Annotated in this window: 13 protein-coding genes; 7 read left to right on the top strand and 6 right to left on the bottom strand. The window is 51.7% G+C overall.

The window, feature by feature from the left end:
* Nucleotides 1-28: 28 nt before the first annotated feature.
* Both acnB and EGY08_RS04920 read left to right on the top strand, forming a co-directional pair.
* The gene (gene acnB, locus EGY08_RS04925) at nt 29-2,629 is read left to right on the top strand and encodes a bifunctional aconitate hydratase 2/2-methylisocitrate dehydratase (RefSeq protein WP_123828289.1); all 2,601 of its coding nucleotides are present in this window, start codon (nt 29-31) and stop codon (nt 2,627-2,629) included.
* Between the two features lie 108 nt (nt 2,630-2,737).
* Entirely contained in the window at nt 2,738-4,171 is a 1,434-nt protein-coding gene (locus tag EGY08_RS04920) for an anion permease (protein ID WP_049112751.1), read from the top strand.
* A 139-nt stretch (nt 4,172-4,310) separates the two neighbouring features.
* Here the strand turns inward: EGY08_RS04920 and cspA are convergent, their stop codons facing one another.
* On the bottom strand, nt 4,311-4,523 hold the full coding sequence (gene cspA, locus EGY08_RS04915; protein ID WP_004131139.1) for an RNA chaperone/antiterminator CspA: 213 nt from the start codon (nt 4,521-4,523) through the stop codon (nt 4,311-4,313).
* Nucleotides 4,524-5,188: 665 nt separating this feature from the next.
* Between cspA and EGY08_RS04910 the strand changes: the two genes are divergently transcribed.
* On the top strand, nt 5,189-5,410 hold the full coding sequence (locus EGY08_RS04910) for a cold shock domain-containing protein (protein ID WP_123828288.1): 222 nt from the start codon (nt 5,189-5,191) through the stop codon (nt 5,408-5,410).
* A 647-nt stretch (nt 5,411-6,057) separates the two neighbouring features.
* On the opposite strand, the gene EGY08_RS04900 is transcribed toward EGY08_RS04910, so the two are convergent.
* Both EGY08_RS04900 and EGY08_RS04895 read right to left on the bottom strand, forming a co-directional pair.
* Nucleotides 6,058-9,177, bottom strand: coding sequence for a multidrug efflux RND transporter permease subunit (locus EGY08_RS04900; RefSeq protein ID WP_123828287.1), 3,120 nt, complete (start codon nt 9,175-9,177; stop codon nt 6,058-6,060).
* Nucleotides 9,178-9,495: 318 nt separating this feature from the next.
* The gene (locus EGY08_RS04895; RefSeq protein WP_123828286.1) at nt 9,496-9,882 is read right to left on the bottom strand and encodes a transporter; all 387 of its coding nucleotides are present in this window, start codon (nt 9,880-9,882) and stop codon (nt 9,496-9,498) included.
* Between the two features lie 358 nt (nt 9,883-10,240).
* Between EGY08_RS04895 and EGY08_RS04890 the strand changes: the two genes are divergently transcribed.
* Nucleotides 10,241-10,945 (top strand): response regulator, encoded by a 705-nt coding sequence (locus tag EGY08_RS04890; protein WP_004131145.1) that lies wholly within the window; start codon nt 10,241-10,243, stop codon nt 10,943-10,945.
* On the top strand, nt 10,942-12,012 hold the full coding sequence (locus EGY08_RS04885; protein ID WP_004131147.1) for an ATP-binding protein: 1,071 nt from the start codon (nt 10,942-10,944) through the stop codon (nt 12,010-12,012). Before EGY08_RS04890 ends, EGY08_RS04885 begins: the two co-directional genes overlap by 4 nt.
* Nucleotides 12,013-12,047: 35 nt before the next feature.
* On the opposite strand, the gene EGY08_RS04880 is transcribed toward EGY08_RS04885, so the two are convergent.
* The gene (locus EGY08_RS04880; RefSeq protein ID WP_004131149.1) at nt 12,048-12,935 is read right to left on the bottom strand and encodes an ATP-grasp fold amidoligase family protein; all 888 of its coding nucleotides are present in this window, start codon (nt 12,933-12,935) and stop codon (nt 12,048-12,050) included.
* Nucleotides 12,936-13,181: 246 nt separating this feature from the next.
* Here EGY08_RS04880 and EGY08_RS04875 point away from each other — a divergent pair, with 246 nt between their 5' ends.
* Both EGY08_RS04875 and EGY08_RS04870 read left to right on the top strand, forming a co-directional pair.
* Nucleotides 13,182-13,559, top strand: coding sequence for a RidA family protein (locus tag EGY08_RS04875; RefSeq protein ID WP_004131151.1), 378 nt, complete (start codon nt 13,182-13,184; stop codon nt 13,557-13,559).
* Between the two features lie 192 nt (nt 13,560-13,751).
* Entirely contained in the window at nt 13,752-14,780 is a 1,029-nt protein-coding gene (locus EGY08_RS04870; RefSeq protein ID WP_004131152.1) for an LLM class flavin-dependent oxidoreductase, read from the top strand.
* Nucleotides 14,781-14,823: 43 nt separating this feature from the next.
* Here the strand turns inward: EGY08_RS04870 and EGY08_RS04865 are convergent, their stop codons facing one another.
* Nucleotides 14,824-15,159 (bottom strand): gamma-glutamylcyclotransferase family protein, encoded by a 336-nt coding sequence (locus EGY08_RS04865; RefSeq protein WP_004131153.1) that lies wholly within the window; start codon nt 15,157-15,159, stop codon nt 14,824-14,826.
* A 107-nt stretch (nt 15,160-15,266) separates the two neighbouring features.
* Nucleotides 15,267-16,025: a thiol:disulfide interchange protein DsbG gene (gene dsbG, locus EGY08_RS04860; protein ID WP_123829410.1), complete on the bottom strand. Its 759-nt coding sequence runs from the start codon at nt 16,023-16,025 to the stop codon at nt 15,267-15,269.
* Between the last annotated feature and the right edge of the window lie 35 nt (nt 16,026-16,060).

Genomic DNA, 16,060 nt, shown 5'->3' with positions numbered 1-16,060 from the left:
GATAAATAACTTCTGAAACGGAGAGCATATGTTAGAAGCTTATAATAAGCATGTCGATGAACGTGCTGGAAAAAATATTCCACCGAAGCCGTTAACCGCGGAGCAAACGCAAGAATTAATTACATTACTGACCAGCAAGACCTGCGAAGATAAAAATGCCCTTGTTGAGCTGTTAGCGCATCGCGTGCCGCCGGGCGTCGATCCGGCGGCGAAAATTAAAGCCGATTTTCTTTATCAGCAGATTAAAGAAGAAAACCCTGCGAGTTTTATTGCGCCTCAGCAGGCTATTGAACTGCTGGGCACCATGCAGGGCGGTTATAATGTTCAACCGCTCATCCACTTACTGGACGATCCCCGCTGGGCCAGCAGCGCCGCGGAACAATTAAGCGCTACGCTGCTTATTTTTGAAAAATTTAAGGATGTGGAAGAAAAGGCGAAACAAGGAAATACCTGGGCGCAAAAAGTGCTTCAGTCATGGGCCGACGCCGAATGGTTTTTACGTCGCCCGGCGCTGCCGGAGAAGATCACGCTGAAAGTATTTAAGGTGCCGGGGGAAACCAATACTGATGATTTGTCGCCTGCGCCCGAGGCGTGGTCACGTCCGGATATTCCTCTGCATGCGTTGTCCATGTTGTGTCATCCGCGCGACGGCGTAAGCCCGGATGAACCGGGAAGCCGTGGGCCGATACGGCAGCTAGAGCAGTTAAAAAAAGAGGGCTACCCGCTGGTCTACGTCGGAGATGTCGTTGGCACAGGCTCTTCCCGAAAATCGGCAACTAATTCTATTTTATGGCATCTTGGCAACGATATTTCATGGGTGCCGAATAAACGAAGCGGCGGCTTTGTTTTTGGCGGAAATATTGCGCCCATCTTTTTTAATACGCTGGAAGATTCCGGCGCGCTGCCGCTTGAAATGGATGTTTCCGCGCTATCAACGGGAATGCTGATTGATCTCTATCCGTATCGCGGAGAAATTTGCGAAGCCCACAGCCAGCAGCCTATCACCTCATTTTCCCTGAAAACGGACGTTCTGCTTGATGAAGTGCGCGCCGGCGGGCGCATTCCGCTAATTATTGGCCGGAGCCTGACGGCCAGAGCGCGGCAATCACTGAACCTTGCGCCCTCCGACGTTTTCCGCAGGCCGAAAGCGCCAGCATCCTCCGCCGCCGGCTTTACGCTGGCGCAGAAAATAGTGGGAAGAGCCTGCGGCGTTGCCGGGATCCGACCAGGACAGTACTGCGAGCCGCGAGTCACTACCGTCGGTTCGCAGGATACTACCGGAGGAATGACGCGCGATGAGCTTACCGATCTGGCCTGCCTGAGTTTTTCCGCTGATTTGGTTATGCAGTCTTTCTGCCATACTTCAGCCTATCCCAAGCCGGTTGATGTGAAGCTGCATGAAACGCTGCCTGAATTTATCAGCCGCCGGAACGGCGTGGCGCTGAAGCCGGGGGATGGCATTATCCACTCCTGGCTTAACCGTATGCTAATTCCTGATACCGTAGGGACCGGGGCGGATTCTCACACCCGTTTCCCGCTTGGCATCTCTTTCCCCGGTGGCTCCGGGCTGGTGGCCTTTGCTGCGGCAACGGGCATTATGCCGCTGGATATGCCGGAGTCAGTACTGGTCCGTTTTACGGGAGAGATGCAGCCGGGGATAACCCTGCGCGATCTGGTGCACGCCATTCCGCTCTATGCCAGAAAGCAGGGATTACTGACGGTGGAGAAAAAAAATAAGATCAATATCTTCTCCGGGCGTATCCTGGAAATCGAAGGACTCGGCATGCTGAAAGCGGAGCAGGCCTTTGAACTGGCTGACGCCTCGGCCGAACGCTCCGCAGCGGCATGCGTGCTGCGTCTGGAAGAAGAGAACGTGGCGGAATATCTGCGCTCCAATGCCACATTGCTACGCTGGATGATTAATCAGGGTTATGAAAATGCCGCCACGCTGGCGCGGCGAATTGCGGAAATTGAGGCGTGGCTGGCGAATCCGTCGCTGCTGGTGGCCGATGAGAACGCCGGATATGCCGCGGTGATTGAGATCGATCTTAGGGAAATTACCGAACCTATCGTCTGTGCGCCGAACGATCCTGATGACGCCCGGCTGCTGTCGGAAGTCGCGCGTACGCCGATAGATGAAGTCTTTATTGGCTCCTGCATGACGAATATTGGCCATTTCCGCGCCGCCGGTAAAATTATTGCCGACGCCCGCGAGATACCCGCACGGCTGTGGCTGGCTCCGCCGACGAAAATGGATGCGCGTCAGCTTGCCAGTGAAGGGTACTTTAATCAGTTCATAAAAACGGGCGCCAGAATCGAACCCGCCGGCTGTTCGCTGTGTATGGGGAACCAGGCGCGGGTACGTCAGGGCAGTTCCGTTGTTTCAACATCGACTCGTAACTTCCCGAATCGTCTTGGCACCGATGCGAACGTTTTTTTAGCGTCGGCGGAGCTGAGCGCCGTGGCGGCGATGATAGGGAAAATGCCGACCGTTGAACAATATTTCTGGCACATGGATAAAATCAAAGCAACAAGGGACGACATTTATCGTTACCTGAACTTCGATCGGCTGCCAGAGTATCAGTCAACGAATAATGAAAAAAATATTATTAAAACATTTGCTGGCTAATTCTTTACTGCATTAAACAATAACGGTGAATAGCTCACTTGTTCAGCGGAAGCTTCAGAAGAATGAGGCTTCTGCTTTTAACGACACGGATTGTAGCCGAGGTGAAGCATGTTGAAGTCCAAGCTAATAAAAATAGCGGTGCTTATTTTTATTATTATATTAGCTATAATAATTCCACCCCCCGACGGATTGACGAAAGAAGCCTGGATACTGGCCGGCATCTATCTGGCGTCCATTATAGGGCTGGTGAGTAAGCCTTATCCTGAGCCCGTGATTATGATGTCGGCGGTAGGCTTGTCATGCTTAACGGTGGCAAGATTTGATGACTCTCCCGTCAAGTCAATGGATGTACTGAGCGGTTTTTCCTCGGGAACGACATGGTTGGTATTTAGCGCGTTTACTTTGAGCGCCGCTTTTGTCACTACCGGGTTGGGGAAACGTCTGGCGTACTGGTTTATTTTAAAATTTGGTGGGACAACCCTACGGCTAGGGTACGTCACGGCGCTGTTGGATCTAATGTTGTCACCGGCGACGCCTTCTAACACTGCGCGCGCCGGCGGCGTCGTATTCCCGATTATCAATAGCATTGCCCTGGTGTTAGGTTCGACGCCAAAAGAGAGTCCGCGTAAGGCCGGACGTTACCTGATGGTGAATGTGTATATGGTGACTAAGACCACCAGCTATATGTTTTTGACCGCGTTTGCCGGAAATGCCTTAGCGTTACAGTTAATTTCCGATATTTTTCATATTCGCATAAGCTGGGTAGGATGGGCTCTGGCGGGGGTACCGCTTGGGCTATTGATGTTAACTGTTATTCCTTATATCACCTACAAAATAGTGCGCCCGCAATTAAAAGAAATAGACAATATAAAAATAGCCACTGCGGGCCTGAATGAATTGGGTGCCATCAGTTCGAAAGAGAAAGGGCTGATCGTCGTATTTATCTCCGCGCTCTCAGGCTGGATATTTTCTCATTATCTGGGGCTGAATGAATCCTCCGTTGCGGTGATCGCCATGGCTGGCGCTTTGCTCGCGAATGTTATTTGCTGGAATGATGTGCTGCAAAATAAGGGCGGCTGGAATACGTTAATCTGGTACGGCGGCATTATTGGACTGAGTGCGACCTTAAGCAAAGAGGGATTTTTTAAATGGCTTGCCGCCTTTATGTCCGCGCATCTGGATTTCCTCGGCGCCGGTAACACGACCATTGTGATTATTGTTTTTTTAAGCATCATCGTGCGTTATTTATTCGCCTCCGGCGGTGCATACGTCGCGGCTATGGTTCCCGTCTTCGCTACCGTCGGACTGGTTACCGGAACGGCGCCTGCGCTGCTGGCGCTCGCGATCCTGTTTTCTAACTCTTACGGGGGCTGTATCACGCACTATGGTGGTGCCGCCGGGCCGATTATTTTTGCCGCCGGTTATAATGATATTAAATCCTGGTGGTTAACCGGGACCATAATAGCGTTATTAACTTTTCTGGTTCATATGGTTGTTGGCATTCCGTGGTGGGGCTTTTTGATTCAGCACGGAATACTTTGAGGCCGGCCTGCATTTTTATTTGAACCTGGCGGCTCGCGACATAACGAAAAAACCCCGACATGATGTCAGGGTTTTTGAACTGGCGTGACTCCATCATCGGCAGCGAAGCTGAAATCTACGCCAGTGAATAAAGCGCAGCTTAGATGGCGTAGACGTTACCCGCTGAAGGGCCTTTCTGGCCATCTTCAATGGTGAATTCGACTTTCTGGCCTTCGTTCAGGGTCTTAAAACCGCCGCTCTGGATAGCCGAAAAATGTACAAACACATCTTTGCTACCGTTGTCCGGGGTGATGAAACCAAAGCCCTTCGACTCATTAAACCATTTTACTAAACCAGTCATTTTATTAGACATTGATAATACCTCAACATATCTGAGCCTTACGGCGAAAAGGTTTCGCACAGAATCTAATTAATAACGATAAGGAGACTCAAAAGGAAGAATTATCAACGGATAACACTTGAGATGAGGACTGCTTTACTAAACCGCTTTATTATGTCTGTGTACTTAACCGACTAATCATTAGTCACATACTTCACCGCGGATAGCAAGACTTATTTCAATTGATATGGCCGGGACGGAGAGTAATACGGAAAGAGGGGGAGTGATTCGCCAGCGCCTTGTTGAGGGTTTAATGATAATAACTATCATAGTTTCATTGGGTTAACTAGATTTTGGATTACGATAACGTGGATGAATCTGGAGGGGGTATTTTTTTATTTTTGCGAACAGGCTCATGCGGTGGTGAAGCCATATCATGCGTCGCAGCGCGATAAATTTAAGGCCATTTCTCATTATTTTATCCCCAGTGGGGCATCTGGATGGCTAAAATTTAATTTGCTTATGAATGGTATTCATGCATTAATGAAATTATTAATTCGAAAAAAACGCATGAGCTTAAAAAATTTATCGGCCGTTCTCATTACCAGGCGCTATCGCTGATACCCCCTTTCTTTTGAGTCCATACGTTTAATCCGACACGTTTTCTGTCAATTACCTGATGCGCAACTGGAGTCAGTATGTCCTCAAGAATTAAAGGTCTGGTCAAGTGGTATAATGAGTCGAAGGGATTTGGTTTCATTTCACCTCTCGATGGCGGCAAAGATATTTCGGTCCATTGCACGGCGCTTCGTGGGGATAATTTTAATACCCTGTTTGAAGGCCAGAAAGTTGAATATGCTGTACTCCATAGAGACGACAAAGGTCCTGCTGCTACCCATGTTATACTGTGCGATAAATAACGATTTATAGCGTTACGGCCGCGATAGTGAAAGCCGTGTTGGCGATATCGCGACGGCCTGTCTCTGGATTATTCCTCTCTTATTCCATGCCCTGTCCCTGAGCACCACGACCGTCGCGTCGCGTACGGTTTTTCTTATCCGGCAATGCGGCAGAAATGCGTTCGACGGATTCTGGAAGCGAGTACAATTCACCGGCTTTCAGTCAGTATTTAAATCCGATGACAGGGGATGGTGATGGTCAGACGCTTTGTGGTGTGTTTCTTCATGCTGTGCGCATTCTCAGTCCATGCCGCTAACGGCGGTAATGGCGGCGACGGTGGGAATGGGAATAACTCGGATGGGGGCAATGGCTCTGATGGCAGCGCGACCGCGTCTGGACGCCCTGGGTGTCCGGGCGGAACGCAGCCTGACTCGTCCGGAAAATTTTATCTCCCGGGCACAAAAGAACCGTGCAATCCGGGCAGGCAGGATGCAATGAAAAGCGCGCGCCATTAGCCAGCCGCTTTTTAGCGACTGGCCAGAATAATGGATGACGACCAGACCGCCGACGAGTGAGGCAAGCGAGTCTAAAGCGCTGCGACATACTTCCCCTTAACGCGGCGTAAAACCCATCCTGTCGTTCCGGCAACGCTCGTACCAACCTCGTGCTATTTAATATGGCGCGGGGTTTTTTCCCCTTTCCGACGTTGTTCAATGCACCGCGTAATCATCACGAAAAAGACGGGGACAAAGAAGATAGCCAGCACCGTTGCGCTTATCATGCCCCCGAAGACGCCCGTTCCCAGGGCATGCTGTGTCGTGTCGCTCGCTCCGCTGGCCAGCATCAGCGGTACGACGCCTAATGTAAATGCCAGCGAGGTCATGAGTATTGGGCGTAAGCGCTGGGTTGAGGCGAGTAATGTTGCATCCACCACGTTCATTCCCTGGCTCATCAGTTGTCTGGCAAATTCCACAATCAAAATCGCATTTTTAGCGGAAAGGCCAATCAGGGTTATCAGGCCCACTTTAAAAAAGACATCGTTGGTCATATTCGCCACCGTCACGGCCACAACCGCGCCGAGCAGGCCGAGAGGAACCACAAGCATTACCGCGAAGGGAATCGACCAGCTTTCATAGAGTGCGGCCAGCACCATAAATACGACCAGCACCGAGAGTATTATCAGCCCCGGCAGCTGTGACGCGGACTGCTTTTCCTGTAACGAACTCCCCGCCCATTCTCCGGCGAAACCCGCCGGCAACGGGTCCGCCAGCCTCTCCATCGCCCCTATTGCGCTACCCGTGGACTCGCCCGCGGCGGCGCTTCCGCTAATGCGGATGGCCGGATATCCCTGATAACGATTGAGCTGCTGTGGGGCAACGTTCCAGGAGAGCGTCACAAACGTCGCCAAAGGAAGCATCTGCCCCGAGCGGTTCTTCACCGACAGCGTCAATAACTGCTCCGGTTGCATACGGTAGGGCGCATCCGCCTGAACGATCACCTGTTGAACCCGGCCATTATTGGTATAGTCATTGACGTAACTGGAGCCCGTTGCGACGGAAATCGTTTGATTAATCTCATCAAACGATACGCCCATCGCTTCCGCTTTTTCCCTGTCGACGTTAAGCATCAGGCTGCTCCCTTCAGGGAGCCCATCGATATAGACATCGTTCAACAGGAGACTCTGGTTCGCACGCTTTACCAGCTCATCCGCTGCCTTTTTCAGGGCCGGATAGCCCTTGCCGCCACGGTCCTGCAAATACCAGGTAAACCCGGATGAGGTCCCCATGTCGGAGATAGCCGGAGGGAGCAGGCTCATCGTTACGGCATCGGGAACGCTTTCCATACTGCGTTGAATATACTCTGCTTCACCCTGGGCGGTCGCGCCCTCGCGATTTTTCCAGTCCTTCAGGGTGGTGAAAGCCATGGCTGAGTTCTGCCCCGAGCCTGAAAAGCCAAATCCCAGGATCATGATGTTGCTTTCAACGGCCTGCCGCGCGGCGATTTCATCTTCAAATCGTTGTACCACTTTAAGCGTACGCTGCATCGTGGCGTCGGAAGGGAGCTGGATCGACGACATAAAGTAACCCTGGTCTTCATCCGGTAAAAATGACGAAGGTAATGAGGATAGACCGGCATACAGCGCGAGACAGAGCGCGGTATACAGCAACATCATGCGTCCGGTCCGTTTCAGAACAAACCCGAGCCCGGAGGCGTAAAATGAGGCGAGGCGGTCAAAACGGGCGTTAAACCATGCGGAAAACCTGCCGCCTTTACTCCGGTCAGGCTGATGAGGCCGAAGTAACGTAGCGCAAAGGGCAGGGGTGAGCGTCAGCGCCAGGAATGCCGATAATAAAATGGACACCGCCATAGAAATGCAGAATTGCCGGTAAATAATCCCTACCGACCCGTCGGCAAAACCCATGGGAATAAATACCGCGGTCAGCACCAGTGTAATACCCATAATGGCTGGGGTGATTTCGCTCATCGCTTCCCGCGTGGCCTGCTTCGGGGAGAGCCCCTTTTCTTCCATGAGGCGCTCAACGTTCTCCACAACAACAATAGCGTCATCAACAATGATGCCGATTGCCAGCACCATGCCGAACATGGTCAGGATATTGATGGAATAGCCGCTAAGCAGCATCACCGTTAAGGTGCCCAGTAGCGCCACCGGGGCCACGATAGCAGGTATAAACGTGCAGCGGATTTTGTGCAGAAACAACAACATAACGAGAAAGACCAGCACCATTGCTTCGGCAAATGTTTCCACCACCTTCAAAATAGAAAGCTTCACAAAGGGGGCGGTATCAAACGGAACCGTGAACGCCATTGCTTCAGGAAGCACGCCTGAAAGCTCTGCGAGCCGCGCGCGGACCCCCGATGCCGTGCCGATCGCATTTGCGCCGGGAGAGAGCTGAATAGCGGCAGCCGTGGCGGGAACGCCGTTTTCTCGTATGCCAAACGCATAGCTTTGTAACCCAGACTCCACGCGCGCAATATCAGCCAACTTTAGCCGTGCGCCAGTCACCTCAGATTTTAAGGTAATGTTGCGAAACGCCTCAACGGATGAGAGCTGACCTTTAACGGTTATCGGATAAGTAACGGCCTGCTGCGGCGTTGTTGGTTCATCTCCCGTTCTGCCGGGAGAAACAATCACGTTTTGTTGGCCGACAGCGGTCACGACGTCCGTGACGGAAAGCCCGTAACCGTGGAGCTTTATAGGATCCAGCCAGATACGCAGCGCTTTTTCCCCGCCGAAGAGCTGAACTTTGCCAACGCCAGGGACGCGGCGCAGCTCATCGATCACATTGCGGGCAAAATAGTCGCTTAAATCAGCCTCCTGATACTCTCCCGTCGGGGATTTTAACCCCACCATCATCAGAAAGCCGGAATTTGCCGCCTCAACCGTTATGCCATTTTGCCTTACCGCCTGCGGTAAACGCGGCTCGACGATTTTAATCTGGTTTTGCAGATCCATCTGCGCGAGCTTAATGTCCGTTCCCGGCCTGAAGGTTACCGTAATGGAAGCCATTCCGGTGGTATCGCTGGTGGATTCAAAATAAAGCAAATTATCCACGCCAGAAATCTCACGCTCGATAAGTGAAACGACCGACGTATTCATCACATCCGGGCTGGCCCCTGGATAGCTGAGCGAAATAATAATGCCCGGCGGTGCGACGGCAGGATATTGCGCAACCGGCAGGCGCGGAATGGACAATATTCCCGTCAGCACGATAAACAGCGCGACCACCCAGGCGAAAATAGGACGTTCAATAAAAAAGTGCGGCATCAGATAGACATCCAGTCAACAAACAAAAAGGTCAGTAAATTCAGGATGACCGCTCGGTTTCCCGGGGCCTATCCTCCGGTAAACTCGCGCGATAGCGTCATCCGGGCGGCAACGTTCGAGCAATTGTCTCCTGCGCGAATGGCATATATCGCGATCCGGCCAGAACGAGGTCGAGGAGGAAGAGGCGAAGTCTAAATGCGCGATGTTAACCGCCAATGGCCGATTTATGGAGGGAGTGTGTATGTGTACTCCCGGTTAACCTTATGAGCGCGGCTACCGCACTCTGCTTAAGAGGGCTATCTTTTTCATGGCGTAAAATCAAATCATCCGCATCAATAAATACACCGGGGATCCGCAGAAAACGATCAGCAAAAAGCACTCATAATAAAAGACAATATCATATATGCCGGGTACAATATTCAAAAGAATATTAAAAACAACAATGCTATAAATAAATATTAATACCAGCCAGAAGACGATGATCGCTAATTCTCTTAACGCACCAGGTTTCTTTTGGAATATAAACGCCAGGACTGAGAAGGTGATACTGGCATCGACCAATGGCGATGACAGCGTCGTGGAAGCTACCTTTTCATCAATGGCATGCACCAGGTATAACCATAAATAAAGTAACGCCCATGCTGTCAGGGAAAATATAAAGGCAGCGAGAACTTTTTCACGACGAATATTACTTAAGCTTTCCATAATGTTTTCTCTGACAGGGGCCCACATCAGTTGTCTGGCGAGCTGAATTCACAGGCGTGCGTGTCACACTCACGCTTGCACTTTTCTTCCTCGATGATGGATTGTCGCAGCGGTATGTTGATTGTTTATTTCGTGATTGTGTAGCCAGTATGGAGACGCGTTCCGCGTGCTTTATATCGGCAGGAAAAAATGCGGCGTGTGCAACTTTTTAACTCCGGGCTTGTCACATTGCTTTTAACCGGAAAAATATCCGCTCGCGGCAGGTGCCTGAGATTTGGTTGTAGAACCTTTAAACAAGTACGGCATAAAATCTTTTTAAGATAAAATAAAATCTATTATCGGTAATGTGGAAACTAAAATGAACAAAAGCAATCTGATAATTATCGCCGAGGATGACGATGAAATTGCCGCTATTCTGACAGGCTATTTACATCGGGCGGGAATGAAAACCTGTCGGGCGGAGGACGGCGAGCAGGCGATCAATCTTACCCGTCTGCATAAACCGGACCTCGTGTTACTGGATATCCATCTACCCGTTTATGATGGCTGGAACGTGCTGACGACCTTACGCAAAGAGACTAACGTGCCGGTTATCATGGTGACCGCGCTTGACCAGGATGTCGATAAACTGATGGGACTGAGGCTCGGCGCAGATGACTATGTGATAAAACCGTTTAATCCCTCCGAGGTGATCGCCAGAGTGGAAGCGGTACTCCGCAGAACCCGGCCGAATGCCGAAGTCGCCAATTCAAGGCCATTGAGATTGCCGTTTCTGACAATCTATCCCGATGAATTTTACGTGGAAATTACCGTCGAGAATAAGATTGTCACCCCGGTGTTGACCACCACCGAATTTAAGCTTTTGACCTACCTGGCGCGCAGTCCGCGAAAGGTGTGCTCACGCGAAGAGTTACTGGATGCCTGCCTGCCCGAGGGGGATTCACTCGATCGAACCGTTGATAGCCATATGAGTAAGCTGCGGAAAAAGCTTGAACACGCGGGGCTCAAAGGCATCCCGGAGAGCATCAGAGGAGTGGGCTATCGGTTAGGTGAGAAAAAATGAACAAAGAAACGATTCTGAGCCGTCAGATATTGACCTATATGCTGTCGTTAACCTTCATTATTATCGCTATCGCCGTGGTGGGCTCTTATCTATTTTATAGCTTCTTGATTGATTACCTGCCGGGAGGCGCCGTCTCCGGGAGCGAAGATGATATGACCTTGCTGGACTGGCTGTGGATCACGATAGCTTCAGTCACCAGTCTGGTGGTATCGCTGTTTTTTACCGTTAAACTCTCCGCCAGAATATTGACGCCGTTAAATGCCGTCGCCCAGAGCCTGAAACAAATTTCGCAGGGCAATCTTGGCGCACGAGCGTCCGGCACCAGCTCTCAGCTGGGCGAGATTAATAATCTTGTTAATGATTTCAATGAAATGGCGGAAAAACTGCAGACCCTCGATGTTCAGAGGAACCTGTGGAACGCGGCCATCGCTCACGAACTCAGAACCCCCGTCACTATTCTGCGCGGAAGGCTTCAGGGGCTGGTAGAAGGGGTATTTGAGCCAGAGCCCGCGCTATTCAGAAACCTGCTGAGACAAACGGAAGGCCTGACTAATTTAATTGAGGATCTGCGGGTCGTGAGTTCCTCCGGCGGCGCCGGTTATACGCTGACGCTCAGTGAGGTCGATCTCGAAGCGACGATTACCAGCGCGCTTGACACTTTTTTACCGGAGTTTCGCAGCAAGCAGTTCACCCTTATCACTGAACTCAAGCAGCAGTTGTGCGTTTGCGATCCTTTGCGTATGACGCAGTGCCTGACGGTGCTGTTCGATAATGCCTTAAAATATTCCACCTCCCGAACTTTGCTGATAAAGAATGGAACCTCTGGCAAAGAAAATTATATTCTGGTTCAGGATCGTGGTCCCGGAATCCCTGAAGAACTCCAGCGGCTGTTATTTGAACCTTTTCAGCGCGGAGAATATGCCAGACATATTAATCCTCAAGGCTGCGGATTGGGATTATCGGTCGTCAAAGCGATTATGCTCGCTCACGGCGGTAGTGTGAGCTATCGGTTGTCACGAGAAAATCACTCGATTTTTAAATTATCATGGCCTGTCAACCTGCCCTGAGAAAACAGGCTCAATTGAGCCTGTTTCTGGAGACATCAGTGCCACATGTCTCCGAGTTTAGCATCCCATATCGCCGGTGTGATATTAAGTTTACCTCGCTTCGGACTTAATGTTATTTCACTGAAATAAATTTCATTTTCTTTTAGCATCAGGTCGACACGACAGTAATCAATCTCTTTTGCCAATTCCTGCGCGGCAGTGACGGCGCGATGAAAGGATTCGGGTTCAGGAACCGGCCCCAGTGTGTTTGGATATTCCATCTGAAAAGGCTGCAGCCGCCACGATCTGTCATAGACATTAATATATTCGCGCCCCTGTTTATCGGTGAAATCAGCCTCCACAAAGCAGGCTACCCCATGAAAACAATGTATTCTTAACATCTCAGGCGTAACGTTTTTATCTCGGTCAGAAAATAAGTCGATAAACATCTCACAGAGAATAACCGGGGCAATATGCTTATATTGCCACTCTCGGGTTGTGTAATACATATTCTTTTTAAGCGCCAGCTTGAGTCGGTTTAAGGTATTGGCTGGATTAAAATTGTCTCTGTCGCTGCATATAACGGTGCTGCCGCAGTCATGATTGCACTTCAACACGAATTTCGCCGGGAGTCTGCTAAAATCAATATCCTCTGCGCGCTGGTAAACGCCAATTAACGGTATCACCTGCACAAGCTGCGTTCGTGTGCGGACATATTCTCTGACCGCCAGTTTGTCGGCCAGCAGAGTATAAAGGGCGTTATGATCGAAGACGAGGCGGTGGCATATCTTCTCACTCAGCGTGATGGGTTTTTTGAGATTAGCAAAGGTTTGCGACGTTTTGTTGAGTTTGGCAGTATGAAAATAAAGATCCGAAGTCATCATTCCCCGGCATTTTCTGAATAAGTATTCGACGTATTTAAGAGAGTAGTTCAGCTTGTTCATGGTTCCTCCTGAGCGTAATGAACATTCTGACGAAGGAGGATTGAGTGATATTGTTCAGATTATGGAGTGGAGATGGAGCAGGCTGGCTGTGACGAGCCCTGGCGTGAAATCAAACGCGTCCGCGGCTGGCGCCAGTAAGAACCGGCTTTTAGTGAATCGGTAAAAATACCGTTGATACGGCAACGCTGGGTGGTCACAACAGCGCGTCAGAGGGTTGTCAGTTTTAACTTAAATAAGGATATCGGTATGAGTCAGATGGTACGAAAAAATTACCCCGAACTGGGCGAGGTCAAGGCGCCCTATGTTCATTCGGTTAAGCACGGAAATACGCTCTACATTTCAGGGCTCACCGCGTTCGGCACCCGGGCGCAGCGTGACGGTATTGCCGCCCAGGCGGAGGAGATTTTTATGCAGATACGAGCCGTTGCCCGCGCCGAAGGCATTGATTTTTCGTCTCTTATCAAAGTCACGATCTTTATCACTTCTTTTGATGAGATCGGCGAGCTGCGCAAAGTGCTTTACCGGAATTACGGCGATCACCTACCCGCCAGCTCGCTCGTAGAAGTCAGCCGTCTGTTTTCTGCGGATCTCAAAATTGAAATTGAGGCGATATTCGGCCTGTGAGCCCGTGTTTATTGCCCGGGCCGCGGTCTGCGCCGCCGAGCAGACTCAATCAATTTATTTGAAGCATTCGGTTAAACAAACGATATTTATTCTCACCTGGTTATGCGTAGAGTAGAGGCATAATGTGGCAGACACGTTTTTCATTATGCGCCATCTGCCGACGACTTCCCTGCAACCCAGGACACCCACGTCATGAAAAAGATTGGCTTTTTATCATTTGGTCACTGGACGCCGTCGCCGCAGTCCGGGACGCGTTCGGCCGCTGACGCGCTGCTGCAATCCATCGATCTGGCCGTTGCCGCCGAAGAGCTGGGCGCGGATGGCGCCTATTTCAGGGTGCATCATTTCGCCCGCCAGCTCAGCTCGCCGTTCCCCCTGCTGGCAGCGGTCGGGGCGAAAACCAAACGTATTGAAATCGGCACCGGCGTGATCGATATGCGCTATGAAAACCCGCTGTATATGGCCGAGGATGCGGGCGCGGCGGATTTAATCTCCGGCGGCCGTTTACAGCTGGGTATCAGCCGCGGCTCGCCGGAACAGGTGATCGACGGCTGGCGCTATTTTGGCTATGTTCCCGGCGAAGGCGAAAACGAGTCGGACATGGCGCGCCGCCACACCGAAGTGTTGCTGGACGCGCTGCGCGGAGAGGGGTTTGCGAAACCTAACCCGCAGCCCATGTTCCCCAACCCGCCGGGCCTGCTGCGGCTTGAGCCTTATTCTGAAGGGCTGCGCGAGCGAATCTGGTGGGGCGCCGGTTCGAATGCGACGGCAATGTGGGCGGCAAAGCTGGGGATGAACCTGCAAAGTTCGACGCTGAAAGACGATGAAACCGGCGAACCGTTCCATATTCAGCAGGCGAAGCAGATCCGCGCCTATCGCGAGGCCTGGGCAGAAGCGGGCCATACGCGCACGCCGCGGGTGTCGGTCAGCCGCAGCATTTTCGCGCTAATGAACGATCGCGACCGGATGTATTTCGGTTCAGGCCGTGACGAGAGCGATTCGATAGGTTTCCTCGACGAGAAGACCCGCGCCATTTTTGGCCGCAGCTACGCCGCAGAGCCGGAAAAGCTGGTCGAACAGCTGAAGCAGGACGAGGCGATTGCCGAAGCGGATACGCTGTTGTTGACGGTGCCGAACCAGCTTGGCGTGGAGTATAACGCCCACGTGATTGAGTCCATACTGAAGCACGTTGCGCCGGCAATGGGCTGGCGCGACGCATAAACCCGCGCTGAGCGACGCCCCGCACGCGCGGGGCGAAAGGGTTTTACGCTGCGACCTTCGGCTGTAGCTGATAGATCCAGGCGGTCACGCGCTGACCGTCTTCCGTGGTAACGTCCACGGCAACGCGATCGTAGCCTTCTTCAAACGCATCCAGCATTGGCCAGTGGGCGCTAAGATTCGCGGACAGGAACAGGTAGCCGTTGACCCGAGGCCCGTTGTTGTCGAGCACGATCCCCGGAAAATCCGCGGCTGCTCCCCAGCCGCGTTCATAAAACAGACCCTTCACATAGCCGGGCAGCCACTCTCCGCCAATGTTGTCCATAATATGGGCATTCGAGTGGCCCGGACGCAGCGTACCGTAGACAAATAAGCGTTCCATTATTCCTCATTCATTCAAACGTTGAATGCCCGGAAGGGCAGCGTAAGACTAAAAATACGCAGTCAGGCTTGGGTTAGCAAGGCGCCCCGCGGGACGCCCGCTCTTCATCAGGGCTCGGGCCCGAACATCTCCACCAGCTGCTTCTTATCGGGCATGCCGATCACCTGCTGGAGCTCGTTTTGTTCATTCATGTAATAGATAGCCGGCGTCGCGCTGGCGCCCAAATCATCCATCAGCTTTTGGTTATGCTGAAGAAGAGTAAAGGTTTCCCGCGGCGTCACGCCGTCAAAGCGCGGGATTTTTTTGCCGCCAGAGAGTTCATACTCTTGCCAGGCGGCTACCGGATCTTTGGCATTCAGGATTGCCGTGGCGTAGCGGCCGCTTTTCGGGTTGAGAAAGGCAACCAGTAGGGTATTCAGCTGGACGTTACCGGCTTTTACCCACGGCTGCGCCGCTGACCAGAACGTCTTACAGTAGGGGCAGAACGGATCGGCGAAGACAATCACTTTTCTGGCAGCGGAATCAGCGCCTTCCTTGAGCGGCCGGGCATCGTTCAGCTTTTTCCACATTTCGCGGCCTAACGGGGTATAGATCGCTTCTTTAAAGTAGCCCTCGCTGAGGTTTTGCCCTTTATCATCGTAAAGATACCCGGAAATAACGTGCTTCCCGTCCGGCGTCAAAAACAGGGTCACCCCCATATCCTGATACTGACCGACCCAGCCTTTCACGCCGCCGGGGGAATCTATCTCCTTAATAATTTTAATCCCTTGCTGTTCACCAAAATTTTTAACTATCTGGGGGATCGCCCCCTCGGCAAGCGCCAGGCCTGGCATCATCCAGGCCGCCAGCAGTAAAAAGTATTTCATCATATCGCCTCGCAATGCAGGGGGATCGCTCCCCC

The organism is Klebsiella sp. FDAARGOS_511 (genome assembly GCF_003812845.1).
GTDB classification, from domain to species: Bacteria; Pseudomonadota; Gammaproteobacteria; order Enterobacterales; family Enterobacteriaceae; genus Klebsiella; species Klebsiella grimontii.
The sequence above is the reverse complement of the archived record's forward strand: the minus strand, read 5'-3'. Positions and strand labels throughout refer to the sequence as shown.